The following is a 25,595-nucleotide window of genomic DNA, read 5'->3' as shown; positions in this document are numbered from 1 at the left end:
AGAAAACATGGCGTCGGGCTGAAGAGCCGACGCTTACCCTTTGCGTTGTCGGGACTCCCCATACCCGCAACGTGCCGGCCGTCAGTGAGTATCCCTGGCGCGAGACGCCCGCAAGGCACGTCGTGATCCGGCCCTTTAGTTCTTCGTCCAAGTGCGGCATGACGCTTCGCGCTGAGCTGTACTTCGGCCTGCACAACGCGGCGACGCTGATCACCTGAACGCGGCGCACCGCATCCACATAATCACCGCCCGCCCGGTGCAGCCTCGCCATGCATCTGCCGTTGCCCGAGTCGGAAGAAAGACCGGGCAATGACGACAAGGCCGATCACTGAAGGAGCCAACTGGGACCAGGGCTGACCGATCCGAACGACATTCCCGATCAATGCCGAGAGCATGGCAAACACGGAAGCCGTCATTTTGTAGCTGTGCTCATACCGCCAGATCGAGCGGTACCAGTTTCGGGGAAACGTCCACTTGATGGCGTCGTAGGCCAGTATCAACCAAAGCGTCCCTACCGCCGAATAGTCAACGGCCACCAACCGACGGCCATGCCCCAACACTTCCAGCGTCAAAGGCAAGGCAAGCGTCAGTGCGATCAGCAACGCGCCCGCATCAATCTTCATTGGCCCGCTTTCCCGCGTGCGCACCGCACGCCAGCCGCCAAACAACTGATACGGGACCAGCAGGCTCAGCACCGCGAATGCGGGCAGGAACCGGAAGAAGATCGTTCCGATGGCGGCCGTTGAGCAGACCACCAACGTCATCCAGAAGAACGCGCGTCCAAGCCGCCGGTGACCGGCCGTTCCTTTTTCCCTGAGCAGGATCAGGAAGCCCAACGCGAGCGCGATGGAGCCGGCCACGACGTGAACCGCAATGTTTGCAAAGTGCATGTGTCAGCCCCAAGAAATATGTCCGCGCCCCGGAGAGCATGTCTGCTTGCCGGTCCGCTTCCCCAGGCCAAGCTTGTTGCAACCGCCGCCTGGGCTGCAAACAGATTGCGACGAAGGGCACCTGAAGGCGACGAAGCCGCGCTACAGCTGACGGAGCAGGGGAGCGCGGGGCGAGCGACAACGAACACTCGCTGATTCGTCCAGGCCCCGATACCCGGGATTGGCTGCTCCAGGCCGATCGCGGAGGTCGAGCGCTGTTTGGATAGTGAGGATTGACCTGATTGCAGGTGTTCGAGGCCGGCCGGGAGGTGACAGTCATGCGCTCGTAACATGCGACGCCTACCTTGCGGCGCACTTCAGGGGTAAGGGCGAGGCAGGTGGCCGAGCAGGCAAGACGGCGCTTGGCGCGCATGTTCGAAGACCACGCGCCATTGCTGCGCGGTTTCTTCGTGCGGCGTGGTGCACGGCAGGATGCCGAGGATCTGGTGCAGGAAACCTATCTGCGGCTGTTGCATGCCCACGAACGCAAGGGTGAGCTGATTGCCAATCCTGAGGCATATCTGTTCACCGTCGCGCAGAACCTCGCGCGCGAGCAGGCTGTTCGACGACGTTGGTCGACACTGTCCATCGAAGAGATCACGGGCGCGGCCCAAAGTCTGGCTAGCGGGGAATGCGTGGAAGACGCCGCCGAACGCGAACAACGTAGCCAGCGCCTGCAGACCTTGCTTGCGACTCTGCCCGAACACACCCGGGCGGTTCTGGTCATGCAGTACCGCGATGGGCTGAGCTACAAGCAGATTGCCGAACGCATGGGCGTATCACCGCATATGGTGAAGAAGCATGTAGTTCGCGGCCTCTCGGCGTGTCGCCGCGTCATGGCCGAACCGGCTGGGGGCCGCTGAGCATGGCCGTGGAACATCCGTCGGCGCTGACCGTTGCCGCCGCGAACTGGCATGCCTTGCAGCGTGAGGGCGATCTCAGTCCATCGCAGCAACGCGATTTCATGCAGTGGTTGCTGGTCTCTCCGGAGCACCTGCGCGAATACATGGCGATCAGCGAAGTGGCCGGTGCGCTTGGGGAAGCGCTCCGCGCCATGCCCGTCGACGTGGAGTCGCTGCTACAAGCCCCCGCACCTGCAGGCAACGACCATAACGTAGTACGTTTTTCACCGCGTCCGCGTGCGCAGCCTGCGGTACCGAAGATCAGCCCTGCACGGGGGCGACCGCGCATTGCGGTTGCGGCGGCGCTGATGCTGGGTCTTGGTCTTGGCTTGATCACAACCCTGGCCTGGCCTCGTACTGGACACTACGCAGCCGCACATGCGGCGCCACGACAAATCACCCTCGCAGATGGCACCTTGGTGCATCTGGATGCAGAAAGCGAGATATCCGTTCGCATGACCCTGCTGGGGCGACGCGTTGAGCTGGAACGCGGGCAGGCCAGCTTCGTGGTTGGCAAGGATCGCCGTCCTTTTTCGGTACATGCCGCAGGTCTGCAGGTGACCGACATTGGTACCACGTTCGATGTGTCCTTGCTCCGGGAGCAGGCCCGTATCGCCGTGAGCGAGGGGCGCGTGCATGTCCGCGGCGACGGGGGCAACGGGCGCATGCTTGCAAACCTTGGCGCCGGGCAGGTAGCACAGGTGGACTACCGCGACCAACGTGTGCGCGTGAGTCAGGAAGACGCCGCCAGCATGACCGCTTGGTGGAAGGGCAGGGTTGTATTCCGGGACGAGTCACTACGGGATGTGGCTGACCGCTTCAACAGGCGCAACACGCTACGCCTGCACGTGAGTGAGGACGCTGGCGCACTGCGGCTCACCGGGAACCTGCGCGTGGATGACGTGGAATCGCTTCGCGCGTTCCTTGACCAGCAGCCAACCCTGGTGATGCAACGTGCATCCGACGGTATCCATGTGCGCTTGCGTCCGCGCGCGCCGCAGGTGCTGTAAGAAAAAATTCATTGAAAAACCGGTGCCCGATCGGCGCGCTGCGCACTCGTAGTAGGGGAAAGCAGGGACAAACCTGTTCTGTGACCACCGCCATTCCCTCACTGGATCCCACGATGCGCCGCACACTGTTCCTTTCCATTGCCCTTGCGCTACACGTCTCTGCCACGGCAGGTGCCAACGCCGCTGAACCGGACCGCGTAGCCAGCGAAGCCATCGCTTCGCAGCCCTTGGACATGGCGCTCAACGCCTTGTCACGGCAGACCGGCCTGCAGTTCGTCTACAACGCCCAGAGTGCAGGCAATCCTCGCACGCCAAGCGTTCCTGCGGGGTTGAGCGCAAACGCGGCGCTAAGCCGCTTGCTGGCCGGCACCGGGCTGCGCTATCGCTATCTCAATGCCACCACGGTCACCATTGAAGCGCAGGACACCGCTTCGCCAAGCCCGATATCCGCTCTGGCGACACCGGGCACAATGACGGGGCCGGGTACGGCATTGGCCCAGGGTGGTGTGGATGCACCCGCAGCCGAAGCTGCCAATCTGGAAACCATCCAGGTCACCGGCAGTTACAGCCGCAGCCTTGAGCAGGCGGTGGACATCAAGCGAGCCACCGTCGGCTTCTCCGACTCGATCGTCGCCACCGATGTGGCCGACTTTCCCGAACAGAACCTCGCCGAGGCACTGCAACGCGTCCCCGGTGTGACCATCGAACGCAGCAAAGGCCTGGGCACAAAGGTCAATGTGCGCGGCCTGCCTTCGGAATACACCCATGTTTCGATCAACGACCTGGCAACGGCGTCGGGCAGCGGCGGACGTGATGTGGAATTCGACATGTTCGCCGCGGAGATCATCCAGCAGGTGACTGTGCAGAAATCTCCCACTGCAGCGGACGAGGAGGGCGGCATCGCAGGCTCGGTGAAGATCTCCACCGCGCGGCCGTTCGACTACAACGAGCGCAAGCTGGTGTTCTCCGCCGAGGGCGCGCACAACAGCATCTCGGAAGAGGTTGACCCGCGCTTCGCCTTCCTCGCCGCCGACACCTGGGGCGACTGGGGCGCGCTGGTATCGTACTCGCAGTCCAAACGCACAAATCGTACCGATTCGACCTCGGGCATCAATTTCCGCCCCTCCTCGCGCTTCCTGACTGCCTCCGGCACCCGCGGCACGCAGGCGCAGGCCGTGCTGCTGCGCGATGCAGGGATCAATATCACCGACCGCAATGACGCCAGCCAGACCAACCTGGTGGTATTCCAGGACAAGGTCGGTGACCGCGTCTACCTCAACGAACAGGACAAGTGGGGCGCGACCGGTTCGTTGCAGTACAAGCCAAGCAACAACTTCAGCCTGACGTTCGACGCGATGGTCGGCGGCTACGACAGCACCGAGGACGAGTATGACGCGGCGGCCTATTCCGCCTCCAGTCGCAGTACCTTCGACACCATCCACGAGTACGACGCCACTACGCTGTCCGAGTACGGCATGGTGGTGCTGCGCGATGTCTCCTACACCGCGACCCAGCACGAGATGCTGAGCAAGGAGCGGATCAACAAGACCGACTACAGCCAGTACAGCCTGGCCTTGGACTGGAAGGGCGACAGCTGGTACGTGGATGCGCTGGTTGGCTATTCCGGCGCGGAGAAGACCTCGGACTCTTCCAATCTCAAACACGTTGCGTATGCGCCTTCGCGCACCCGCTGGAATGGCAGCAGCGGCGAGACGATCCCAACCGCCGCGGCCGGCAGCTTCGACATGTACAACGATCCCAGCCGCTACCTGTTCGAGGCGTATGAGACCACGCTGGAAAAAGTGAAGGACGACAAGTACGCCGGCCAGGTCAATGTCACCCGCCTGCTGGACATGGCCTTCCTGCCCGCACTGCACACGGTCAGGTTCGGCGCGCGCTACACCGATCGCTCCAAGCAGCGTCAGTACGGGGAGTTGAAGATCACCGGCCCGACCGCCGGAAGCGCAGCCTGGGTCAATACCCGCACGATGGCCGACAGTCCGCTGCAGTACATCGGCGACATCGTCCCGGGCGGCAGCTACTCCAACAAGGGGCTGAACTGGCAGCAGATTTCCAACGACTACGCGCGCAACGCGTTCCGCTACGATGGCTTCTACACGCCCTTTGACCCCGGCCAGTACTACCAGGTCGACGAGAAGGTGATGAGCTTCTATGCCATGGCCGACTTCGCATTCGACTTGGGCAAGGTGCCGTTCACCGTCAACGCCGGCGCGCGCTACGTGGATACGAAAGTCGATTCGTTCGGCTATCACCCGATCCAGCTTCCCAACGGCAGCACCGGCTATACCGACAGTCCGGTATCAAAGGACGGCAGCTACGACGACCTGCTGCCCAGCTTCAATATGACCGCCGAGCTTTCCTCGGGCCTGCTGCTGCGAGCGGCCGCCTCCAAGGTGATGATGCGCCCGGCGTTGACCGATATCGCGTACAAGCGCACCGCCAGCTGGAGCTCCTACCGTTTCACCGACGGCAACCCGGCGCTGAAGCCGACCTACGCCAAGCAATGGGAACTCGGTCTGGAGAAGTACATGGACAACGGTGCGCTGTTCGCCGCCAGTTACTTCCGCAAGAACATTGATGGTGTAGTCATCAATTCGCTGTCCGGCGTGGTCGAGGACGTGGCGGTGTACAACGCCAACGGCAGCCTCAACGGCATCTACGACTTCGATGTCTACCAGCCGGTCAACGCCAAGGGAGCGTACGAAGTCGACGGCATCGAGCTCGTTGCACAGCTGCCCTTGAACATGTTCACACCTTGGCTGGATGGTTTCGGCATCAATGCCAACTACACCATGCTGGACAGCTCGCTGGCTGGTGAGTCCGCGCTTGGCATCCGCACGCCGATGCCAGGTTTGTCGGAGAAGACCTGGAACTTCACCGCCTACTACGAGAACGACCGCTTCGATGCCCGCGTGTCGTACAACCACAAGGACGAGTACGTCGAATCGATCGGCTACAACCTCTACCCGATCTGGCGCGATGCCTATGGCCAGATGGATGTATCGATCGGTTACCGCATCACCGACAACATCAAGGTCAGCTTGAAAGGCATCAACCTCACCAACGAACGGACCAGCGGTTACACCATGGACCCATCGTTCCCGACCATGGACGAGACCTCGGGTCGCCGCATCAGCCTTGGCCTGCGCGCGGACTTCTAAGTAACGGCTCAACTTTGTGCGGCATGCGGACCAATCAGGTATCCGCATGCCGCCGTACGCTTTCTGAGGCGATGCAATGAAGAAATCCTTGATGCTGGCGCTGCTCGCAGCGTCGGTCCCAGCGGTGTGCGCTCCCGCTTCTACTGTGGGCGATACGGACCGCCAATGGCTAGCCGGCGACCACCATGTGCACAGCGAATGGAGCGTGGACTGGGACCACAGCACGACACCGCCAACGCCAGTTCGCGGCGGCGATTCACCCTACAGCCGCAGCCACAATGCCGCGCAGGCCAGAGCGTTTGGACTGCGCTGGATGGTCCACACCGATCATGGCGGCCCGGGCCACTCCGCGGTAACCCGCGACCACGCCTATCCCGCATTGCTTCGAGCACGTGCCGATGTGCCGGAGGTGATCCAGTTCAATGGCATGGAATTCGATGTGCCGGCGGGGGAGCACGCCTCGCTCATCATCGCGCCAGGCCCGCAGGAGATGGAGCAATTGGTTGCCGCCGAGCGGGACTTCAGCCGTAGCGAGCCGCTGCAGGGCAGCCGCGACACCGAAGCGCAGATGCAGGCGGCACTTGCCTATCTGCGGGATCTGTGCCCTGCGCCGCTGATGTTCATCAACCATCCGTCGCGCACCGCGAGCGGTCTTGGCGAGTGGGGGGAGGTAAGCCCAGAAGAACTGCGCGCGTGGCATGCGGCGGCGCCGAAAGTGCTGGTCGGCATGGAAGGCGCACCCGGACATCAGGCCATCCGCTCCGAGCGGGGCCTGTACCGCAACACCGATGCCCCAACCATGGGCGGCTACGATCAGATGACCGCGCAGGTGGGTGGGATCTGGGACCAGATGCTGGCGGACGGCATTCGATTCTGGATAACCGCGAACTCAGACTCACATGTGAATCTGCGCGACGGTGGACGTGACTATGACCCTGGGGAATACAGCAAGACCTATGTGCTGGCGCGCCCCGACGCCGAGGATATCCTCGATGGGTTGCGCCACGGCCGGATGTTCACGGTAACGGGAGACCTGATCGACGCACTTGAGTTCAAGGTGACGGATGGAAACGTCACTGGATCTCTGGGCGACACGGTGACGCTAGCCGCCTCACAACCGATGCAGGTGGAAGCGCGGATGCGTCAGCCAACAAGCGCCAACGCGAACGGACAGCACCCGGTGCTGAAGCGCATCGAGCTGATCGTTGGCGAAAAGGGCGAAGAGGGAACCCTGAAGATGCAACGGCGTGGCTTCGACACGGCAACATGGGTGGTTGAAGGCGAGTGGATAGTTGCGCGTTGGACTCTGCCTATACCTTCGCAAGGTGGATACGTTCGCGTGCGAGGCAACAACACCGGGGCCGTCGAAGCGCTGGTGGACGAGCCTGGAGAGGATCCTTGGGAAGATCTGTGGTTCTACTCGAACCCTATCTTCGTTGGCGTTACGAGGGACGAGCAGGCATGACCTGACCGGGATGTTGGTGGGTAGCGAAAGGCTGTTCCCGACAGCGGACGATGATAGAGATTGGGGCGTTACCGCCGGCCATGGCGCGGGATTGGTGCGGACGATTCTGGAGTCCGACGCGTTGGAGAAGGGGGAGATGGTGTGGCTGTCATGGCTCGATTTTCGATTTCCCCTTCACTGGCGCCTATCACTGTGCCTATTGGCGCGATCATCCGAAGCGGGAGCTGGTCCAGGTGTTCGGCAAATGGCTTCATGATGCATGTCATGTTGATTTCGACACGATCGTGCGACTTTCAACGTTCCATCGTGCCAATGACGCAACCCAAGCTTATCCGAGTTTCCCCAGAGGGCTGAAAACCCGGCAACGTGCACCCGGTCAGACGGCCTGGATGAACGACTCCAAGACAACACCAATTGCAAAGCACAACAGGGCGCCTTTTCGCGGAAAGGTTCGTTCAGCGGTCATGGTGCTGGCTCCGTTCAGATCCAGCAGTATGTTGCCAGGCCAGGGGTTAAGCGCTTGTCCGCTACTGCATCCGTTTTACGATCACTCCTTCACGCACCATGCGCGGTACAGCCTCCGAACAGAAAACCGACGCTACCGCTGGAACTTCACCCGTTCAGGGCGATGCAGGCCAAAGCCCTGGGCATAGTCCACGCCCAGGGAACGGGCTGCCTCGCACAGGTGCTCGGAACTTACACCTTCGGCCACGACCTTGAGGCCGCGCTGATGACCTATCTTTGCGATGGCGCTGATGATGGTGTGGCTGATCGGATCGGTATCCAGGTCAACAATGAAGCTGCGGTCGATCTTGATCAGGTCCAAGGGGAGATTCTTGAGGTAGCCGAAGGACGACATACCTGCACCGAAGTCATCGAGGGCAATGCTGCAACCGGCACACCGGAGTCGCTCGACGATGCTCGCCACCTTGAGCAGATTGCGGACGGCAACGGTTTCGGTGATCTCGAAGCAAAGCAGCTGCGGGGGTACACCGTGTTCTGCCAGGCAGCCCAGGATGAAGTCGGCCAGGCCTTCGTCCTCGATGCTGGCACCTGAAAGATTGATAGCGCAGCTGCCAAGTGCCTGCGTCGTGGGGTGGAGGTTGGCAAAGTTTGCCAGTGCTTTCCGGATCACCCAGCGGTCAATTGCAGGCATCAGGCCGTAGCGTTCGGCGGCGGGTAAAAATGCACCCGGCAACACGATACTGCCGTCCTCATCACGCAGGCGCAGAAGCAGCTCGATGTTGGTACCGGTGTCCTCGCCGGTGAGCGAGACGATCTGTTGGTAGTCAAGCAATAGACGGTCCTGTTCCATTGCCCAGCGCAGCCGATTGACCCATTCCATCTCACCATGGCGTCGGCTGGTCTCGTCGTCCTCACGATAGACGTGGACACGGTTGCGCCCGTTCTCCTTGGCCATGTAACAGGCCGTGTCTGCCCACGCCAGCAGGTCCTTCAGAGTAGGCAGCTGCTGGTCGATCACCACCATGCCGATGCTGCAGCTGACTGTGTAGCTGCGCTCCTGCCAGGCAAACAACAGCGTTTCGATGCTGCGGCGTAGCTGCTCAGCCAGCGCCAGCGCCCCGCTGTGGTTGGCATGGAAGGTCAGCAGACCGAACTCGTCCCCTCCCAAACGAGCCAGGACGTCGCCGCTGCGCAGCTGCTGGCGCATGATCAAGGCGAGCTGCTGAAGCAGTTGGTCGCCCGCCATGTGCCCGGACACGTCATTGATCAGCTTGAACTGATCAAGGTCGATGTACAGCAACGCCCACAAACCGTTGGTCGCTGTTGCGGAGCGTTCCTTCAGTACCTCTTCCACACGCCGTTCGAACTCACGGCGGTTGTAGAGACCAGTGAGTGCGTCGTGTGCGGCCTGGTAGCTCAGGCGATCAGTCAGCTCGCGCTGTTCGGAGTTATCGGTTGCCACCATCAACAGATGGGGCGTGCCATCCACGTCCACTTCGGCGATGGATGCATCAGCCCAGAAGCTGGTGCCATCTGCTGCTCGCAGCTCGGCCTCAAGCCGGTTCCAGCTGCTGCGGAGATATGCCGGATCCCGGGACCGGGCCTGCAGTTGTTGATCGAGAAACAAAGTAGACAACGGCTGGCCGTTAGGGTCGCCGAGACGTTTGCGCGCGGCCTGGTTGGCATAAACGATCTTCCAGTCTCGAGCGTCGGCCAGCAGCACAAGTGCCGGCAGTAGCTCATTCAGGGCGCGGAAGCGCAATTCGCTTTCGCGGTAGCGGGAACTCATCTGCGCACCCAGGGCCAGCGCTTTGCGGCGGGTTACGGCCAATGACCACAGCAAGGCCGATATCAGCAGGCTGATGATGCTCCCGGCGATGACGATGGTATCCAGCCGGCCGAGATCCAAAGGTTGGGGACGTGGCATCAATTCAAGGTGCCAGCGCCTGCCGCCAAAATCCAGTTGACGGTGCTGCGCAGGCTGCCCTGCGGTAGCTACAGTGCCAGACTCGTAGAAAGGCTGGGCCCGTGCATCCGTATCGCGAATGCTTACCCGGAAACCATCCAGAACGGGCGGTGACAGCGCGCTTTCTATCAGTGGCTGCAAGCGGATGCCGATGGCCAGTGCACCGATCTCCCGGGCTTGCCGCTCGCCAGGGGTTGTTGGCGTTGGACCTTTGGAATACACCGGTAGACGGAGCGTGACACCCAGCGGGCTTTGCCCTGGGGGCGTGTGTTGGCGCAGGGTAAAAGGCGCTGAAACGGTGACGGTGTCGGTGTCCCGGGCGCGCAGCAGGGCTGCCAGGTTGGCGGGTTGGGTGACCATGTCGAAACCCAGCAAGCTGGTATTTCCCTGGTAGGGCGACACAAGCTCATAGCGATAAGCCGCGTTGCCAGTCTGCGGCCGGTCTACATGCGCGCTTCGCGCAAAGGCCATGGACGTGTAGGCGTCGCTGCCATCGTAGAGACGCGCGTAGTACTGGCTGAAACCGGTCTGGTCCATCTGGTCATTGGCCAGGAACACAGTCTGCATCGCGCGCAGGATGGATGCCGCGCGTTCAAGTGGGACCTGCAACTGAGCGACGCTTGCATCAGCCAGGTTCCTGCGCGCCTCGGCCGCCTGAGAGTGCACATCCGACCATTCGCGGTACGCGATGATCGCCGTGCAGGTCAGGCCGAACAACAGGCCCGCCACCGCCCAGGCGAGCGGCGGCAGGCCGCTAGCGCGGGTTGGCAGCACTTGCTCGCCGTCTTCTATATCAGGCTGGATGAAGTTCACGTGCCGGTTCGGCTCCTGCGTAACTTTGTGTCATGAGGAACATGTAGCCCGCCGTGCACTGGCCGGCCATGGAAACAATCAAAACTACGCAGCAACTATAGTGACGCAACTTCCGCCTTTCGGGACCGAGTATGGGTATCGGCGTGGGACGGATGATCTTGATGGAGTGTCCCAGATCCGTTTGCGGGCGTGCAAAGGCTACCCGAAAGGGTGCTGCTCACAGTGCCCGTGATGTATTGGCTGTGCAAGGATTGGGGCAAACGGGCGTTGTCCCTGAGCTGGGCTCGCAACGGCAGGGTGCCGGCAGGGCCTTTTCAACCACAACTGGCAACGCTGGGCCAGACCCCGCCCAAGGGAGAGCAGTGGCCGCATGAAATCAAATGGGATGGTTATCGGATCCCGGGTTCCATTGCAGAAGGCAACGTACGTCTTTGGTCACGCGATCTTTGCATGCAATGAAATCAAAAGAAGCGCTGATAGAAATAGCGCAAGAACATCGAGAGCTTCGTGCGCTGGCGGGTACCGAAGCAATTGCATCGCCGAGCCAACAGTACTACCGCTCACCTTGAAACGAGCTGCTCCATCGGCCCACAGTTTTTGCTTCCGGGAACGTGCATCGAAAACAACGCTGCCGAGCTGCTTGATCGCATCACGCGCCACGCTGCGAGTTCGATCCTGCGATTCTTGGTCCCCTTGCAAACATCAAGAACTCAGCGCTTGAGCTGCGCACGCAAGCGCCGCAGCAGTCAGGCGGGCTATTGGTGTCAGGGCAACCGCGACTGCTCCTTGGCCGCGGCTTGACCCTTGAGCTTGAGGAGGGTTTCCTCGTACTGGAACCCCCAATCTCGCATGGCGCTGACTAGAGGAACCAGCGTTGAACCGAGTTCAGTGAGCGAATACTCCACCTTTGGTGGGACTTCCTGATACACGTGCCGATTGACCAAGCCCCACGACTCCAGCTCCCGCAACTGGAGGGTCAGCATGCGCTGGGTGATCTCTGGAATCATTCGGCGTAGCTCATTGAATCGGCGTGTGCCGCTCATCAAGTGAAAGATCAGCAATGTCTTCCACTTACCGCCAATGACATCGGCGGTGAACGTGACAGGACACGCGTAAGCCCCCTCCTGGGTGTGAGGAACGCCGGTCTTCATTGCAATTCTCCAATGCGCGTATCAGGGGCCCTGATCGCGTTTAAAGTATAAAAAAAGATACTACAGCACATTTATGTGCGTACTTACATCTGTGGGATGTACAAAATAGCATGCGCTCATTCCGTCCACTGACTGGTTTCCATCAATGAGCCTGTTGCTATCCCCCTTTGAATTGAAAGGGCTGTTCCTGAAAAATCGTGTGGTCATGTCCCCGATGTGCATGCACTCCGCTGCCGAAGATGGCTTTGTTACTGACTGGCACCACGTCCATTACGGCGCCCGCGCGCTCGGCCAAGTAGCCTTGATCTTCCCGGAAACCCTCGCCGTCCTTGAGGATGGCCGTATCGGCCCCGGTGACCTCGGTATCTGGAGTGATGCGCATGTCTCCGGCCTGAAGCGACTGGTCGACGGGCTGCACGCTTTTGGAGCAAAGGTTGGTGCCCAGATCGGTCACGCCGGTCGTTCGTCGGCACTCCCGGGCGTTGAGTTGATTGCGCCTTCGGCCATCCCGTTCCTGGATGACGGCCCGGTGCCGCGAGCAATGACCAAGGGCGACATCTCCGAGATGGTTGCGTCTTTCGGTCGTGCCGCTCAGCGTGTGAGCGATGCCGGTTTCGATGTCCTGGAGATTCACGGTGCCCATGGTTACCTGCTGAGCGAGTTCCTGTCTCCGCTGGCCAACACCCGGACCGATGAGTACGGCAATGGTGCAGAAGGCCGCTACCGTGTGCTGCGCGAGATCATTGATGAAGTGAAGAAGGTCTGGGGTGACCGTCCTCTCTTCGTTCGCGTCTCCACCAATGATTATGCCGATGGTGGAAATGTCCCGGAGTCCTTCATTCCCTATGCCACCTGGATGAAGGAGCAGGGCGTGGATCTGGTTGACTGCAGCTCAGGTGGCATCAAGATGGTGCGGGTGAAAAGCTACCCGGGCTACCAAGTGCCTGCAGCTGAGCTGATTCGTAAAACCGTTGGTATTGCCACAAGCGCGCTGGGCATGATCAAAAGCGCGCAGCACGCAGAAGAGATCCTGCAGAACGGCAGCGCAGATCTGGTCTTCGTTGGCCGCCAGCTGCTTCGCGAGCCTTTCTGGGTGCGCGGTGCTGCAGATGCGCTTGAAGAGCACATCCCGACGCCGGTGCAGTACACCCGCTATGGCTCGGTCTGGCTTGATACCGTTGCCGATGCCTGATCAGCGGTCATGGGTAGGTGCCACTGGAGCCGTCCATGGCGATGCGCTGAGTGCGGGTCGCCTGGACGATGAGGTGGTGCCTACCCAAAGTGGGTCGATGCGAAGTCCAGAAAGCTCCGTAGCTTGGGAGTCATTCGTCTATCTGGCGCAAAGAGCATATGGAAGGGCCTGGAGGGCGCCTGGTAACGGTTGAGCACTGTTACCAGACGTCCTGCCTTGATGTCCTCTGCTACCAGGGCACTTGGTTGCAGGAGGATTCCATGACCGGCGACCGCAGCGGCCCTGAGCGCCTCGCCACTGTCGCTTGTGAAGCGCCCAACAATTGGCACTGACGTGACCTGTCCGTCGGGGCCCTCGAAAACCCATTCCGTTCGCATCGATGTATGGGCGAAGACCAGGCACTCATGTTGATGCAAATCTTGCGGTGCATCCAACGGTGGGCTGGCCTGCATATAACTGGGCGAGGCGCATAGCAGTACCTTGAGAGGTGCCAAGGCGCGAGCTCGAAGTCCGCTGTCAGGCAATGAGCCAGTGCGGAACACCACATCAAAGCCTTCCTCAAGAAGATCTACCGTACGGTTGCTCAAGCTGAGATCTACCGCTACCTCAGGATGATCACGCAGGTAGTCGCGGAGTAGCGGTGCCAGTGCGTGACTACCGAATGTGATGGGTGCACTTACACGCAGCTTGCCACGAGGAATCGCGCGCGACTCGGCAATCAAAGCTTCTGCGGCTTCCATCTCAGCCAGGATGTTCTTCGCTCGCTCGTAAAATAGTTGCCCGTTCTCCGTCAGGCTCTGGCGTCGAGTAGTGCGATTCAGCAACTTGATTCCCAGACTGGCTTCCAGCGCTTGGACGTGTTTGCCAGCTAGCTGGGGGGAAATGTCCAGCTCCGCCGCGGCAGCCGAGAAGGAGCCCAATTCCACTGCCCGGGCGAAGACATGCATCGCATGAAGACGATCCATTTGAAATGCCTCGTTTCCAGTGATGATCAGTTTTGAGAATTTATCCCTTTTCGTTGCAAATGTAGAGTGCCCTCACTCAGCCGATGTCGGCTGCATCCACTCTACGAATAGGACGGAATCGCCATGAAAACCCTGATGAAAAGTGCTCTCCTGACTGCTGCGCTGAGCAGCGGCGCCGCAGACGCGGGTACCGGCCAGGTTGCGGAGAAGCCCACCGTCGTTCTGGTCCACGGCGCATTTGCAGACGGCCATGCCTGGGACCGGGTGATCCCCCTGCTGCAAGCAAAGGGGCTGAACGTGGTCGCAGTTCAGAACCCGCTCACCTCGCTGCAGGACGATGTCGCCAAGACCAAGCGGGCGATCGAGGCACAGCGCGGGCCAGTGGTCCTGGTTGGCCACTCCTACGGCGGCGCGGTGATCACCGACGCAGGTGAAGATGAGCGCGTGAAGGCTTTGGTCTACGTTGCCGCCTTCGCTCCATCCAGGGGCCAGTCGGTGAGCGATGTGTCCAAGGGCTATCCGACACCTTCTGGCTTCAGTCATCTCAACGCGGATCAGGATGGTTTCCTGACCCTGACCCTCGAAGGCGTTGAGCATCATCTGGCTCAGGATCTGCCGTTGGCGGATGCCAAGTTGCTGACCGCTACTCAGAACCCAACCAACGGCGCCAACTTTGCCGATCAGGTCAGCGCGGCAGCATGGACCAGCCGTCCGACCTGGTATGTGGTCAGTGAACAGGACCACATGCTGGACACCGGCCTTCAGAAGGACTTGGCAAAAAAACTGGGTGCAACCACCATCACCTTGGATACCAGCCACGTACCCCAGTTGTCACAGCCGCAGAAGGTCGCGGACGTGATTCTTGCTGCGGTGGAGCAGGTCTCAAAGTAATGCTGGCATGGAGGTGCGCTCTGTCTTGGCGTGCCTCGGTCAATCCAGCAATCGCTTTCCTGCTCTGGTGGCTTACTCGAGGTTTTCCTGCCGGTGCGGTAGTGCAGCATCCTGCTGCAGCTGATCGCTATCATTGACTACTTCGTTAGTAGTACGAGCAGGACGTCGTGAAGAGCGCATTGGTGATATTGCTGGGATTGGGGGCGGTGATGGCGGCGGCTGCGCAACTCAACGGCCCGCAACGGTTGCGGGCTGCCCGCCAGGAAACGTTTGAGCGGCTGCGGTTTCCCTCGCGCGATGGTGCTGCCTTCACCGGTGCCGAGGTGCGGGTGGTGAAACAGCTGCAAGGACGGTTCGATGGCATGCAGCAACCGGGTCCGCGCTGGATGGCACAGGCCTCAGACGATGCATTCTGGTACTGCGTAGGGCCGGGGCCAAGTTGGTATCTGGCGATTCCGATCTCAAGACGTAATGGCTTCCAATGGGATGTGGACTGGGTGGTACGCCCTTTGGACGAGGGCCGCATGCGTGCCGCGCTGAACGGCGACGCCGAAGCTTTGCGATTGGCCTTTGGCGAGCAGGCCACACGGGGATGAGCGGAAACCAAGCACAACGCGTGCGCAGAGCGCCAACGCTGAGAAGGGCAGGGAGCTCAATGGCGGCCCGGCCCTTCAATGTCAGTCAGTCCTCCGACTTGCGGAGCTGGGCAATGGCTGGAGGCACCTGACCCAGCCACCAGCGTGGATCGGCGCTTCCATCGCTGACGGTGCCGTCCCGCTGCACGTAGTGACGTACATCGCGACCGGCTTCACTCAACTCACCTGCCAGTACGCGCTCCAGCCATTCCGCGCCATAGCGGAAGATCTCCGCAGCAACACCGCCCAAAGGATGGAACTCGTTTTCGTACACGCGCAGCTCCTTCGGTGCGCGGATGCGTTCGAAATTGGCGATCGCATCAGCCAGCGGAGTCAGTTCGTCGAATTCGCCGATACCCACCAGGACCGGGCAGTGGATCCCGGCGACCTGGTTGGCCAGCGGCATGCGTTCGGCCAGTTCGCGGTCGAACGTGGCCGCGTCGATATGGCCGGACATATACATGTAGTTGGTCTTGAAGGTGGGCTGGGCCCGCTCGAAGATCGTGGCGAAATCGCCCGTAACACCCTCGAAGCTGGCCAATGCCTTCAGGCGTGGTTCGCAGGCGGCGGCGCGATGACCCCAGTAGCCGCTCATGCTGATTCCAAACATCGCGATACGGTCTGCGTCCACTTCCGGCAGCGAGGCCAGGTAGTCGATGTAGGCGCTGATGGCACGCTCATAGTTGTCCAGCGTCACCACCAGGCCATTGGCGCGGGTCTCACCTTGGCCCGGGCCTTCGATGGACAGCGCGACCACGCCACGGGAGGTGTAGTAGCGATCGGCAGCGTAGATGTAGTCCTCCTTGATCATGTCCATCCCCGGGCCGAGGATGACTGCAGCCGCGCCTTGTACCGGGCCAACGGGCAGGTGCAGTAGGGCGTACAGCGTCTTGCCCTCGAACGGAATCTCGACACGGCGCACGCGGCCTTGGCGAAGTGCGCCGATGCGGGCCACGGCATGGTTGGCATGTGCGCGAAAGGCGTGCTTGCGCGGATCTGCCGCATCGAAAATGGAGTACTGCGCGCGACCCCACATGACGGCAGCGCGCACGTACAGGTCAGCCGCCGTCTGTGCGTGCCCATCACGGTCGTAATGCGCTGCCTTGCGCTCAATCTCGCCGGCCACTGTGGCCCAGGCCTTGGGCAGCATGGCGCCGCTCTTCACGAGAGAGAACACCCGGTCGAAGTCCGCGGGGTCGTGGCCCAGCTGGACGAGGGTTGCCTTTGCTTCGGGATGGAGGGCGTCGAACCCACCTTGGGCCAGGGCGATATCCAGCACCCAGCTTTGTGCTTCGGAACGTGAACTCATTGCGGTGTCTCCAGGAAAGGGGGGAAGCGCGATGGCAATTCGCTAAGTACTAAACTAAATTCCGTGCGCTATCCTGTCAAACCCTGCCCAGTCCCCGGTCCGTCATGGTTCATGGTGTCCCACCAGCTGAAAGCTCGGCATTCGCCGCCCTGGCCCGTGCGGCGTATCAGCTCAGCGCGGCCGACGCGCGCCTGCGCGGTCGTGCTACGCGAGAGGCCGGTGCGCTGTCGATGACTCACGCCCGGGTTCTGAAGCTGCTGGACGAGCGCGGGCCCCTGTCGGTGACAGCGTTGGCGGAGGGCACTGAAACCTCCACCGCGGCCGTGACCCAGCTGTTGAAGGGGCTGGTAGCGGCCGGATACGTGGACAAGCAGGAGGCGGCCGAAGACCGGCGCAAGGTGCGGGTGAAGCTGACGCCGGCCGGTCGAGCGCGGCACCGGCAGCGCGAAGCGAACATCCAGCAGTGGATGCAGCAGGCGCTGGCGCAGTACTCCGACGCCGATCTGTCGGCGGCCACGCAGATACTGGGCCAGTTGGGCGCACTCTACGACGCGCTGTAGGCGGCTCGCCGGGCTTTACAACATCGCGTCCATATTTATAATCAACCGGATGGTTAAATATGGAGCCCGTCAATGGGTCGCCGCAAAAGCATTGATCCGCAGCACGTCCTGGATGCCGCCGAGCGCGTGGTCGCCCAGGTGGGGGCGGCGCGGCTGACCTTGGATGCGGTGGCCGCCGAAGCCGGGGTCAGCAAGGCCTCGGTGGTCTATGACTTCCAGTCCAAGGCCGGACTCATCCAGGCGGTGGTTGAACGTGCGGTCGCCCGCGACAACGCCTTCAACCGTGAGGCGGCCAAGGGCTTCGAGCAGGATGCGGTGCTGCGTGGGCGACTTGCTGCGGCCGAGCAACCCTTTCCCGAAGCATTCCAGCCGGTGGCCCTGGCGCTGTGCGCGGCCATGGCGCAGGACCCGCAGCTGCGCGCGCCCATCCAGCAGAACCAGGCGCAGATCCTGGCCGAGATCCAGCAGCAGGCCACGCACCCACGCAGCGCGTTGCTGGCCTACCTCGCGCTGGAAGGCATGAAGCTGCTGGAGTCGCTGGACTACGTGCAGTGGCCGTCCGCGCAGCGGCAGCAGCTGCTGCAGGACATTGGCGCGTTGATCGACACGCCGCCGCGCTGAATCCGTTCTCTCCCCCGAGGTAACCCTGATGAGTTCTTCCACCCTCTTCCTGACCGGAGGAAGCGGCTACGTGGGCCGCAATCTGATTCGCCGCCTGTGTGCAGACGGCCACCACGTACGTGCGCTGGTGCGCAGCCCCAACGCCGCGGCAGTTGTAGAGGCGCTGGGCGCCCAACCAGTACAGGGTGATCTGCTCGACCCGGGCATCGCTGCGGCGATGCAAGGCTGCACTGCGCTGATCCACGCAGCCGCCGACACCGACCACCGCAATGCCTCGCCCAGCCAGTGGCAGACCAATGTGGAGGGCACACGCAACGTGCTGACCGCTGCCCGTGCTGCGGGTGTGCCGGTGGCGGTCGTGCTGAGCAGCGAATCGGCGCTGACCCGCGGTGCGCCCCTGCATCAGGCGCGCGAAGACCATCCGTACCCGGCGCGCGCCGCCGGCGTCTATGGCGCCAGCAAGGCCGAAGCGGAACGGCTGGCGCTGGCGCTGTCCACGCCACAGTTCGCGGTGAAGGTGCTGCGGCCGCGCTTCGTCTGGGGCCGCGACAACACCACCGCGATGCCGTACCTGCTGCAGGCCGTACGCAGTGGGCGTTTCGCGTGGATTGATGGCGGGCACTACCTCACCTCCGCTACGCACGTGGACAACCTGGCCGAAGCGGTCAGCTGCGCTCTGACCCGTGGCGCCGGCGCGCGCATCTACCACGTCTGCGATGGCGCACCGGTGCCATTCCGGCGTCTGATTGGTGCCCAGCTGCAAGCCCATGGTGTACAAGCCCCAGACAAACAGGTTCCGCGTGCGTTGCTGCGCGTGTTCATTGGATTGGACGACCTGTTCCGCAGGCTGCGGCTGCCACTGCGCGCACCGATGACTCGGCAGGAATTTGCTTCTTCTGCGGTGGAAGTGACATTGGACGACAGCCGTGCTCGCAGCGAACTGGGCTATCGGCCGGTGGTCACGCTGGAAGCCGGGATCGCGCTGCTGAAGTGCCAGGTGGCCGATCAAGTGTGATGCTCAACGATCGGTAGGGGGTAAAGCCTCGCGCGGTGTGTGACCGAACAGCCGGCTGAACTCACGGCTGAACTGAGAGGGGCTCTCGTAACCCACGGCGAACGCGGTGGCGGAGATGCTGGTGCCGCCCCGCTGCAGCAGGCGGCGTGCCTCGATCAGACGCAGTTGCTTCTGGTACTGCAGCGGTGACAGACCCGTTGCAGCACGGAAATGCCGGTAGAACAGCGCGCTGCCCATGCCTGCACGGCTGGCCAGCGCCGCCGCATCGAGTGGCTGCCTGAAGCCACGTTGCAGTTGACGAATGGCGCTCGCCATACGGCGTGCCAAAGGCGGTGGCTGGGCCATCGCCAGCAGCGCGGGCCCCGCTTCACCCTGCAACAGACGAAACAGCAGCTCATGCTGCAGGGCAGGCCACAGCAGCCGCTGGGCGTCGGGCGTGTCGAGGGCCAGCTCCAATAGACGCTGCAAACAGTTCAGTACCGCCAAATCCAGCGCTATCACACTGAACGGCGCAGGATCTGGGGTCTCGCCTTCAGGTGGGTTGCCCAACTGACCAAGTAACTGCCGCAGGGTGACCGTATCCAACTCCAGCACCAGCCCCAGGAAAGGCGTGTGGTGGTCGCCGCGAGAAACCATCCCGCGAGCGGGAATCGGCTGGCGGGTAAGCAGCGCATAGCCAGCGCGATATTCCAGCACCGCGTCGTCCACCCATACCTGCTTGGCTCCCTGCAGCACCGCTCCCAGCGCAGGACGGTACAGTGCCGGGGCCGGAACACGCCTCGACCCTGTACGCGCCAGCCAGGCACCGGGCAGGAGTTCCAGTAGCGGCGACTCGTCCATGCTTCGTGAGCGCAGTACGTCTTGCGCTTGCAGTGCCAATGCACGCAGTGTGGCCAGGTGATTTTCGGTAGCAAGGGAATCGGGCAAGGATCGTACGCAATTGGGCAAGTGCATGCTGCACCGTGGGCGCAGCATGTCACGCTCCAGTTCACGACACAAAGCCACCATGAAAAACTCGAACACGCCGCGCACGATCGCACTGGTTACCGGCGGCAGCCGCGGCATTGGCCGCAGTATTGCCCTGCACTTGGCCAAGCAGGGCAACGACGTGCTGATTACCTACCAGCATCAGCAGGTTCAGGCTGCTGAGACCCTGCGCCAGATCGAAGCCCATGGCGTGCGCGCCGCGATGTTGCCGTTGGATCTGAATGCCAGTGAATCGCTGGAGGCCTTCGTAGCGTCTGTGCAGGCGCAGCTGCAACGCTGGGATGCATCGCAGCTCCACCAGTTGGTGAACAATGCAGGACTGCATGCACCATCAGCTTTCGGTGACATTCGCGGCGATGACATTGATCTGTTGTACCGCGTGCACTTCAAGGCACCACTGCTATTGACTCAGTTGCTGGCGCAGCAACTGGCCGATGGCGGCGCCATCGTCAACATCTCCACCAGCCTGACCCGACATGCAGCTGCAGGCAGCCTGGCGTATGCGGCGATGAAGAGCGCGCTGGAAACCGCGACGCGCTATCTCGCGCTGGAGCTGGGGCCGCGGGGCATCTCAGTGAACTCAGTAGCTCCTGGCGCTACAGAGACCGACTTCTTCGGTGGTGCCGTGCGTGACAATGCCGCCGTGAACCACTATGTGGCGCAGCACACGGCGATGGGGCGAACCGGTCGTTCCGACGACATTGGCATGGCAGTGGCAAATCTTCTGTCGCAAGGCAGTCGCTGGATCACCGGCCAGCGTATCGAGGCTTCCGGGGGAATGCTTCTGTAGGTAGAGGAGATGACCTGACGACGTCCGCTACCAACCCAAAGCAGACATTTGCACGCCTGTTGGCTGAGGTCTGGATCGGCCTTGTCGACTGCAGCTCGATCCCGTTGCGTGTCAGCTTGTTCGCCGGAACAGCTCACCCTAAGATCGAGCCGCGTCAACCTTACGCGCCATCATCTTGTGGCCTGTGGGTAAGGCGCATAACCGGACCCACGGGTCCGTCTAATCAATAGTTAGGCCCCGGATCAAACATGGTCGCGAATCTAAGCCCCAGCACTGCAATAGGCTTTGTTTCAGCATGGCTAGCCGCGAACTACGAGCAACTTTCCCTAAAGCAGCTCAAGTTTGAGGTCACTGATGCTCACGCCAAGACCCTCTCGGCCTGGTATGAGACTCCCGAGTACCTCGTGGACATTGCAGTCTGGGATCATGCCTTCTGTCTTGACATACTAGTTCTTGATCAGTCGTCTCAGCAGCTCGTGTTCTCAGAGGCTGGCTCTTGCGGGGACATAGTCGGTCTTTCTACGCGGCTAAACTCATTCACAAGCTGGCTTACGGCACATACGGCCGGTGCGTAACAATTCACTCAAGCCGACGCCGTGTCGCGGTTCGGCCTAGCTCGGGCGTTAGGCTCCTAATGAGAGGTCATCGCTTCCTGGTAGTTGGACTCATCGCGTTGGCAGGCTGCGAGCCGGTTTACGGGACGCACGAGTCCCGTCTAAAGACGGAACACTTGGACAGGAGCGTTGTCCCGTCTTTTGCTCGCGACCAGTCTGGCGTCGCTTTCTCGGGAAGAGCGTATGGCACCCTGTTCGGCGAACCATCTATGGATTGTGTTGAATGGAAGGGCACATTCGTCGCCGGCTACCCCGAGGGCGAGTTCCTTGTTTACAGTCATTGCAGCAGCACGCCACTCAAGGTCTTGTTTAAGCGTGGCGCCCGCGTTGCGGCGCCTAACTGAACGCCATCATGGTTCTTCAAGACCGAGCGGTTGTACTCAGCGATGGGGGTTTCCTTTTCAATCATTCAAGCCAATGCCGCTACGCGGCGCAGCTTGATTCCGGGGTTGGTTCGCTATGAGCAAGATGTCCACACTAGCAGGTGTAGCTCACAACCTTGCGCATCATGCTGGCAGTGGTCTTAGCTGCATTTCTCCCCACTTAGCCCAGGCACTTCGTTCCGCAGGTGCAGACACGACAGAAATTGATCTATTGGCCCAGGCGCCGTACCCACCGAACGCCGGTGAGCTTGAGCCTCTCCGCTTGGCACTAACGACCCTTCAGCTCACTGCTACAGCGCTACTAGAAAAACACGGGTTCTCTGGCAATGATGTGACGTCGCTGTTCCTGTACGCGACTCCTTCCCCTTGGGACAAGACAGGCTATTCTTTGCACACCAGAGCAGTTATCACTTCGAGCAAAGGTCGGGTATACGACTCCGGCTGGCTGCAGTGATTAGCATGCGGCCCCAGGGTTCATTCAAGCCGAACTCGCCGCGCGAGTCGGCTTGATTCCGGAGTCGCGACCGCCTGCTCCTGGCCGTTAGCGGACCCCTGTGTGTTGGAGAACAAACGCTACTCGTTCCTCGACCGACACTTGAGGAACAATCCGCATGCCATAGCCTCTGTCGGTATAAGCAGCGACGGTGGGCTCGAAAGATCGCGATGCCCTTGCGAAGTCGGCCGTCCGCCAGCGGTCCTGAACGTAAATTTCCGGCCACGGCTGCACGACGAACACGGTATCCGCGTATCGGCGTTGATCCAGCCAAGCCTCGAACTCCGGCTTGATCTCAAGGTTGAGAAGGCGCATGTGCTCCAGACACTCTGGAAGCGCCCGGTCGAAGAACACGGGCGGGGTCAGCAGCTGGGCGGCATCGTAGGCCCGAATGCTTCGCTCGAGCACTTCCTCCATGAATGCCTGCAGGTTCGCTTTCGACAAGGGGGAAGCGCTGCGCTGCTCCTGTTCCTGCAGGACAGAGAGAGCGCTCTCGGGCATCACTGAGTAGCCGAGCTCGCCCAGCGCACCTACCAGGGTCGACTTCCCGCCCCCTGAAGCGCCTGTAATCACATGGAAGTTCCTGCCAGTCAATGCGAGCTATCCGCGCGACGTAGTGCGCGCATTCTATACGTTGCTGGATGCCCGCTTCTGGCCTCGAGCGGACATCGCCTTGGAGCTTCAAAGGTGCACCTACCGAAGGGCGGAATCAAACAGCGAACTGGCCTGCTGGATAGCTGCCTGATGCGTAGCCTGCTTGTCGGCCTTTACCTCGCACAGCTTTCCTACCCGCTCACGGCCCAGTTCCGTGCAGTCGGCAAGGAAGTCGTAGTGACCTACCAAAGGGATTACCTGAAGTCGCGTTTTGTCATTCACCTCGGCAATGACCTTGCTGTTGCTGGCAGGCGAGGCAATCGCGTCGGACTCGCCCACAACCACCGACAGCGGAGCCTCCAACTGTGCGAGCTCACCCGGTTCGAATGCCTGCACAATCGCCGGTGCGATCAGGAACACAGCGCGAACGTTGGGAATGCGGCGATCCTCCGCCGACCTGGCTACCCAAGGTGCCAGCTCCGGCGTAGCGGCCGCCGCCATCCGCCGCTCAAGGGTCATCTCCGGATTCTCGGCCTGGGGCATGCATACCCCGTCCTTCGGCGATGCCTTGCAGAAGGCGGCCAACCGGGACATGTCCGGCCGCGCGCCGGCAGCCACCAATGCGGTGAACCCACCTGCCGAATATCCCACCAGCCCCAGCCGGCCCGCATCCACATGCGGAGCCAGCACCGGGTCGGCCTGCACTGCAGCCAATACCACAGCGAGATCATCGGCCCGGTTCCACACCAGAATACTTCCGGCTTCAGTCATCGCGTCCACACCGTTGTTGCCGGGATGGTCTACCGCGACCACTACATACCCTGATTGCGCCAGGGCGGTGCCGAACCAGCCCATCATGCGGGCACTGCCGCCGTTGCCGTGTGACAGCAGCAGTACGGGCCAGCGGCCCGGCGCAACGGGGGCATCGACGGCAGAAGCCCCCGCCACGAACAGCGGTGCACCCGGCGGTCCGATCTCCAGCGGCTGCTGTTGTACACCTGGCTGCGCCGGATACCACACGGTGTACCGCACTTGGTCGCTGTGCCCGGCATCGCGGATTGCTGCGCTGGATGTGTGGGCCACGCCATGAGTTTCGCCAACAGCGGGGGAGGGTGCAGCCGCCCATGACAGCGGCGCGACCAGGCAGGTCAGCAGGAAGAATGTGTAGGGCACTACTCGCACGAATGGGTCTCCTTGGATCAACTCAGGTTGGACAGCGGCAGCCAGATCTCCACGCCGCCGTTCCCGGTGCGGTCGTCGAAGCGGGCGTCATAGCGTTCATAGTCAGGGGCGTCGGCGAGGCTCAGGCCAGAGCGGGGCAGGTAGTCGTTCAACAGCCAGTACCAAGTGGAGCGGATGGTCGAGATGTGGCCGGCATGCCACGCCACCAGATAGTCACCGGCCGGAATGGAAACGGCATGCCACGGCGAAGGCAAGGCAGCGCTCGCACCAATCTCAATGCCGGCGATGTAGTCGAAGGCACCCTCGCCATCGCGGTTGCAGCAGACCCCGAAGGCAATGTCCTTGCCGAGCTCCCGGGTCAGCGCCAACTGCTGCCATTGCGAAGGAATGGACGCCACCGTAGCGGCGGTGTGGCGGGCGCGGATGCCCGCCACACGCAGCGGGCCCTGCCGGCGACGTACCGGCTCCACCTCGCAGGGCAGGGGTGGGGCGTCGAGCTTGATGGCCTCCAATAGCGCGAGGCCGTGCAGACCGTTCCGGCGAACCTGTTCGGGGGGTAGCTTGAACTGCTCGGTGAACGCGTTGGTAAACGCGGCATGCGAGGCGTAGCCTGCGGCCAGGGCGACATCCAGGATGGGCTCGCTGCCAGCAGCCAGGGTCCGTGCCGCCTCGGTCAGTCGACGCGCACGAAGATAGCGCGCCATCGAGGTCCCGGTACTGACCTGGAACAGGCGTGAGAGGTGGAACGGCGAGAGTTCGACCGCCTCGGCGATCTGGGCCAGCGAGGGGTTCTCGGCAAAGTGGCTTTCGATGTACCACAAGGCCTTGCGTGCCGCACCCATGATGCCTGTTCCGTACCAGTGACTGGGTGGGAGCGTAACGCAGCGAGGGGTAGGGTGTTTGCGGGATCTTGCTGTTGCTGCGCGGTGTGGGTGAGCTGAGCGAATCGAGGTCAGTGGGCCGCTGTGCCATCCTTTGGTTTTCGGCGGCGACGCCAGGACATTGGTTGGTGCAACTCAATCAATGCCAGCGGCGTCTGTACAAGTGATAAGGAAGATTTATCGGGGGTAGGGTGGATGTTCGTTTTGGGCCGTCAACGAACAGGAAATCTCCAAACTAAAATGGCATTAAATTACGGGGAGTCGACAGTGTGCTTGACACTGTGCCAGACCCCGCAAGAGGAATACACCGCGGGTGGGCGCCGGCGGAAGCCCTTTGTCAGACCGCGTGCGAGATTCTCGGTGTGCCGTTTTCGTTGCCGCCGTAGCTTGACTACCCAATGACCGAGCTGCTTGACCGGCTCGTGACGAAGAGTGCCACCAAGCCAAAAGCCAACCTCTGACGGCCGCCACGGTCATCGACCACTAGAATGCCTGTCGATGTCCGCCGGCAGCCGCCGGGGATGTGAAGCATCCGTGTCGCAGCAACTGAGACGCCAAGCCCGCAGCTTCGGAGCAAATGCCCGGCGTCGCGGAGCCGCA

At 61.7% G+C, this 25,595-nt stretch carries 22 protein-coding genes; 11 read left to right on the top strand and 11 right to left on the bottom strand.

Annotated features, from left to right (window positions below; translation table 11 throughout):
- Nucleotides 1–242: 242 nt before the first annotated feature.
- On the bottom strand, nt 243–890 hold the full coding sequence (locus AC1VWL_RS01120) for a DUF2306 domain-containing protein (protein WP_482985442.1): 648 nt from the start codon (nt 888–890) through the stop codon (nt 243–245).
- 377 nt (nt 891–1,267) lie between these two features.
- Between AC1VWL_RS01120 and AC1VWL_RS01115 the strand changes: the two genes are divergently transcribed.
- From AC1VWL_RS01115 to AC1VWL_RS01100, 4 genes are all read left to right on the top strand, one after another.
- Entirely contained in the window at nt 1,268–1,792 is a 525-nt protein-coding gene (locus tag AC1VWL_RS01115; RefSeq protein ID WP_482985441.1) for an RNA polymerase sigma factor, read from the top strand.
- Between the two features lie 2 nt (nt 1,793–1,794).
- Nucleotides 1,795–2,841 (top strand): FecR family protein, encoded by a 1,047-nt coding sequence (locus tag AC1VWL_RS01110; protein ID WP_482985440.1) that lies wholly within the window; start codon nt 1,795–1,797, stop codon nt 2,839–2,841.
- Nucleotides 2,842–2,954: 113 nt separating this feature from the next.
- Nucleotides 2,955–6,023 carry a TonB-dependent receptor gene (locus tag AC1VWL_RS01105; RefSeq protein WP_482985439.1) on the top strand — a complete coding sequence of 1,023 codons (3,069 nt, stop codon included), beginning with the start codon at nt 2,955–2,957 and terminating at the stop codon, nt 6,021–6,023.
- Nucleotides 6,024–6,099: 76 nt separating this feature from the next.
- On the top strand, nt 6,100–7,488 hold the full coding sequence (locus AC1VWL_RS01100; protein WP_482985438.1) for a CehA/McbA family metallohydrolase domain-containing protein: 1,389 nt from the start codon (nt 6,100–6,102) through the stop codon (nt 7,486–7,488).
- 598 nt (nt 7,489–8,086) lie between these two features.
- On the opposite strand, the gene AC1VWL_RS01095 is transcribed toward AC1VWL_RS01100, so the two are convergent.
- The 3 genes from AC1VWL_RS01095 to AC1VWL_RS01085 form a co-directional block, all read right to left on the bottom strand.
- The gene (locus AC1VWL_RS01095) at nt 8,087–10,732 is read right to left on the bottom strand and encodes a bifunctional diguanylate cyclase/phosphodiesterase (RefSeq protein ID WP_482985437.1); all 2,646 of its coding nucleotides are present in this window, start codon (nt 10,730–10,732) and stop codon (nt 8,087–8,089) included.
- A 435-nt stretch (nt 10,733–11,167) separates the two neighbouring features.
- The gene (locus AC1VWL_RS01090; RefSeq protein WP_482985436.1) at nt 11,168–11,392 is read right to left on the bottom strand and encodes a hypothetical protein; all 225 of its coding nucleotides are present in this window, start codon (nt 11,390–11,392) and stop codon (nt 11,168–11,170) included.
- 104 nt (nt 11,393–11,496) lie between these two features.
- Nucleotides 11,497–11,883: a winged helix-turn-helix transcriptional regulator gene (locus tag AC1VWL_RS01085; RefSeq protein WP_482985435.1), complete on the bottom strand. Its 387-nt coding sequence runs from the start codon at nt 11,881–11,883 to the stop codon at nt 11,497–11,499.
- Nucleotides 11,884–12,028: 145 nt separating this feature from the next.
- Between AC1VWL_RS01085 and namA the strand changes: the two genes are divergently transcribed.
- Nucleotides 12,029–13,075, top strand: coding sequence for an NADPH dehydrogenase NamA (namA, locus tag AC1VWL_RS01080; protein ID WP_482985434.1), 1,047 nt, complete (start codon nt 12,029–12,031; stop codon nt 13,073–13,075).
- An 80-nt stretch (nt 13,076–13,155) separates the two neighbouring features.
- On the opposite strand, the gene AC1VWL_RS01075 is transcribed toward namA, so the two are convergent.
- Nucleotides 13,156–14,040: a LysR family transcriptional regulator gene (locus tag AC1VWL_RS01075; RefSeq protein ID WP_482985433.1), complete on the bottom strand. Its 885-nt coding sequence runs from the start codon at nt 14,038–14,040 to the stop codon at nt 13,156–13,158.
- A 123-nt stretch (nt 14,041–14,163) separates the two neighbouring features.
- Between AC1VWL_RS01075 and AC1VWL_RS01070 the strand changes: the two genes are divergently transcribed.
- Nucleotides 14,164–14,931 (top strand): alpha/beta fold hydrolase, encoded by a 768-nt coding sequence (locus AC1VWL_RS01070; RefSeq protein WP_482985432.1) that lies wholly within the window; start codon nt 14,164–14,166, stop codon nt 14,929–14,931.
- Between the two features lie 167 nt (nt 14,932–15,098).
- Complete coding sequence (locus AC1VWL_RS01065; protein ID WP_482985431.1) at nt 15,099–15,527, top strand: hypothetical protein; 429 nt, start codon at nt 15,099–15,101, stop codon at nt 15,525–15,527.
- A gap of 85 nt (nt 15,528–15,612) precedes the next feature.
- Here the strand turns inward: AC1VWL_RS01065 and AC1VWL_RS01060 are convergent, their stop codons facing one another.
- Nucleotides 15,613–16,875, bottom strand: coding sequence for an alpha/beta hydrolase (locus tag AC1VWL_RS01060; protein ID WP_482985430.1), 1,263 nt, complete (start codon nt 16,873–16,875; stop codon nt 15,613–15,615).
- Between the two features lie 104 nt (nt 16,876–16,979).
- Here AC1VWL_RS01060 and AC1VWL_RS01055 point away from each other — a divergent pair, with 104 nt between their 5' ends.
- The 3 genes from AC1VWL_RS01055 (at nt 16,980) to AC1VWL_RS01045 (ending at nt 19,071) form a co-directional block, all read left to right on the top strand.
- Nucleotides 16,980–17,435 carry a MarR family transcriptional regulator gene (locus tag AC1VWL_RS01055; RefSeq protein ID WP_482985429.1) on the top strand — a complete coding sequence of 152 codons (456 nt, stop codon included), beginning with the start codon at nt 16,980–16,982 and terminating at the stop codon, nt 17,433–17,435.
- Between the two features lie 72 nt (nt 17,436–17,507).
- Nucleotides 17,508–18,056 (top strand): TetR/AcrR family transcriptional regulator, encoded by a 549-nt coding sequence (locus AC1VWL_RS01050; protein WP_088479559.1) that lies wholly within the window; start codon nt 17,508–17,510, stop codon nt 18,054–18,056.
- Nucleotides 18,057–18,084: 28 nt separating this feature from the next.
- On the top strand, nt 18,085–19,071 hold the full coding sequence (locus AC1VWL_RS01045; RefSeq protein WP_482985428.1) for an NAD-dependent epimerase/dehydratase family protein: 987 nt from the start codon (nt 18,085–18,087) through the stop codon (nt 19,069–19,071).
- A 3-nt stretch (nt 19,072–19,074) separates the two neighbouring features.
- Here AC1VWL_RS01045 and AC1VWL_RS01040 read toward each other — a convergent pair whose 3' ends face one another.
- On the bottom strand, nt 19,075–20,103 hold the full coding sequence (locus AC1VWL_RS01040) for an AraC family transcriptional regulator (RefSeq protein WP_482985427.1): 1,029 nt from the start codon (nt 20,101–20,103) through the stop codon (nt 19,075–19,077).
- Between AC1VWL_RS01040 and AC1VWL_RS01035 the strand changes: the two genes are divergently transcribed.
- Entirely contained in the window at nt 20,078–20,848 is a 771-nt protein-coding gene (locus AC1VWL_RS01035) for an SDR family NAD(P)-dependent oxidoreductase (RefSeq protein WP_482985426.1), read from the top strand. The genes AC1VWL_RS01040 and AC1VWL_RS01035 overlap by 26 nt on opposite strands.
- Nucleotides 20,849–21,739: 891 nt before the next feature.
- Here the strand turns inward: AC1VWL_RS01035 and AC1VWL_RS01030 are convergent.
- From AC1VWL_RS01030 to AC1VWL_RS01015, 4 genes are all read right to left on the bottom strand, one after another.
- On the bottom strand, nt 21,740–21,871 hold the full coding sequence (locus AC1VWL_RS01030; protein ID WP_482985425.1) for a hypothetical protein: 132 nt from the start codon (nt 21,869–21,871) through the stop codon (nt 21,740–21,742).
- A 515-nt stretch (nt 21,872–22,386) separates the two neighbouring features.
- The gene (locus AC1VWL_RS01025) at nt 22,387–22,932 is read right to left on the bottom strand and encodes an AAA family ATPase (protein WP_482985424.1); all 546 of its coding nucleotides are present in this window, start codon (nt 22,930–22,932) and stop codon (nt 22,387–22,389) included.
- A gap of 99 nt (nt 22,933–23,031) precedes the next feature.
- Nucleotides 23,032–24,135 (bottom strand): alpha/beta hydrolase family protein, encoded by a 1,104-nt coding sequence (locus AC1VWL_RS01020; RefSeq protein ID WP_482985423.1) that lies wholly within the window; start codon nt 24,133–24,135, stop codon nt 23,032–23,034.
- On the bottom strand, nt 24,132–24,956 hold the full coding sequence (locus AC1VWL_RS01015; RefSeq protein ID WP_482985422.1) for an AraC family transcriptional regulator: 825 nt from the start codon (nt 24,954–24,956) through the stop codon (nt 24,132–24,134). The genes AC1VWL_RS01020 and AC1VWL_RS01015 overlap by 4 nt, the downstream gene beginning before the upstream one ends.
- Nucleotides 24,957–25,595 lie beyond the last annotated feature (639 nt).

The organism is Stenotrophomonas sp. STEN063 (assembly GCF_056854515.1).
This window is presented reverse-complemented; position numbering and strand designations above follow the sequence as displayed.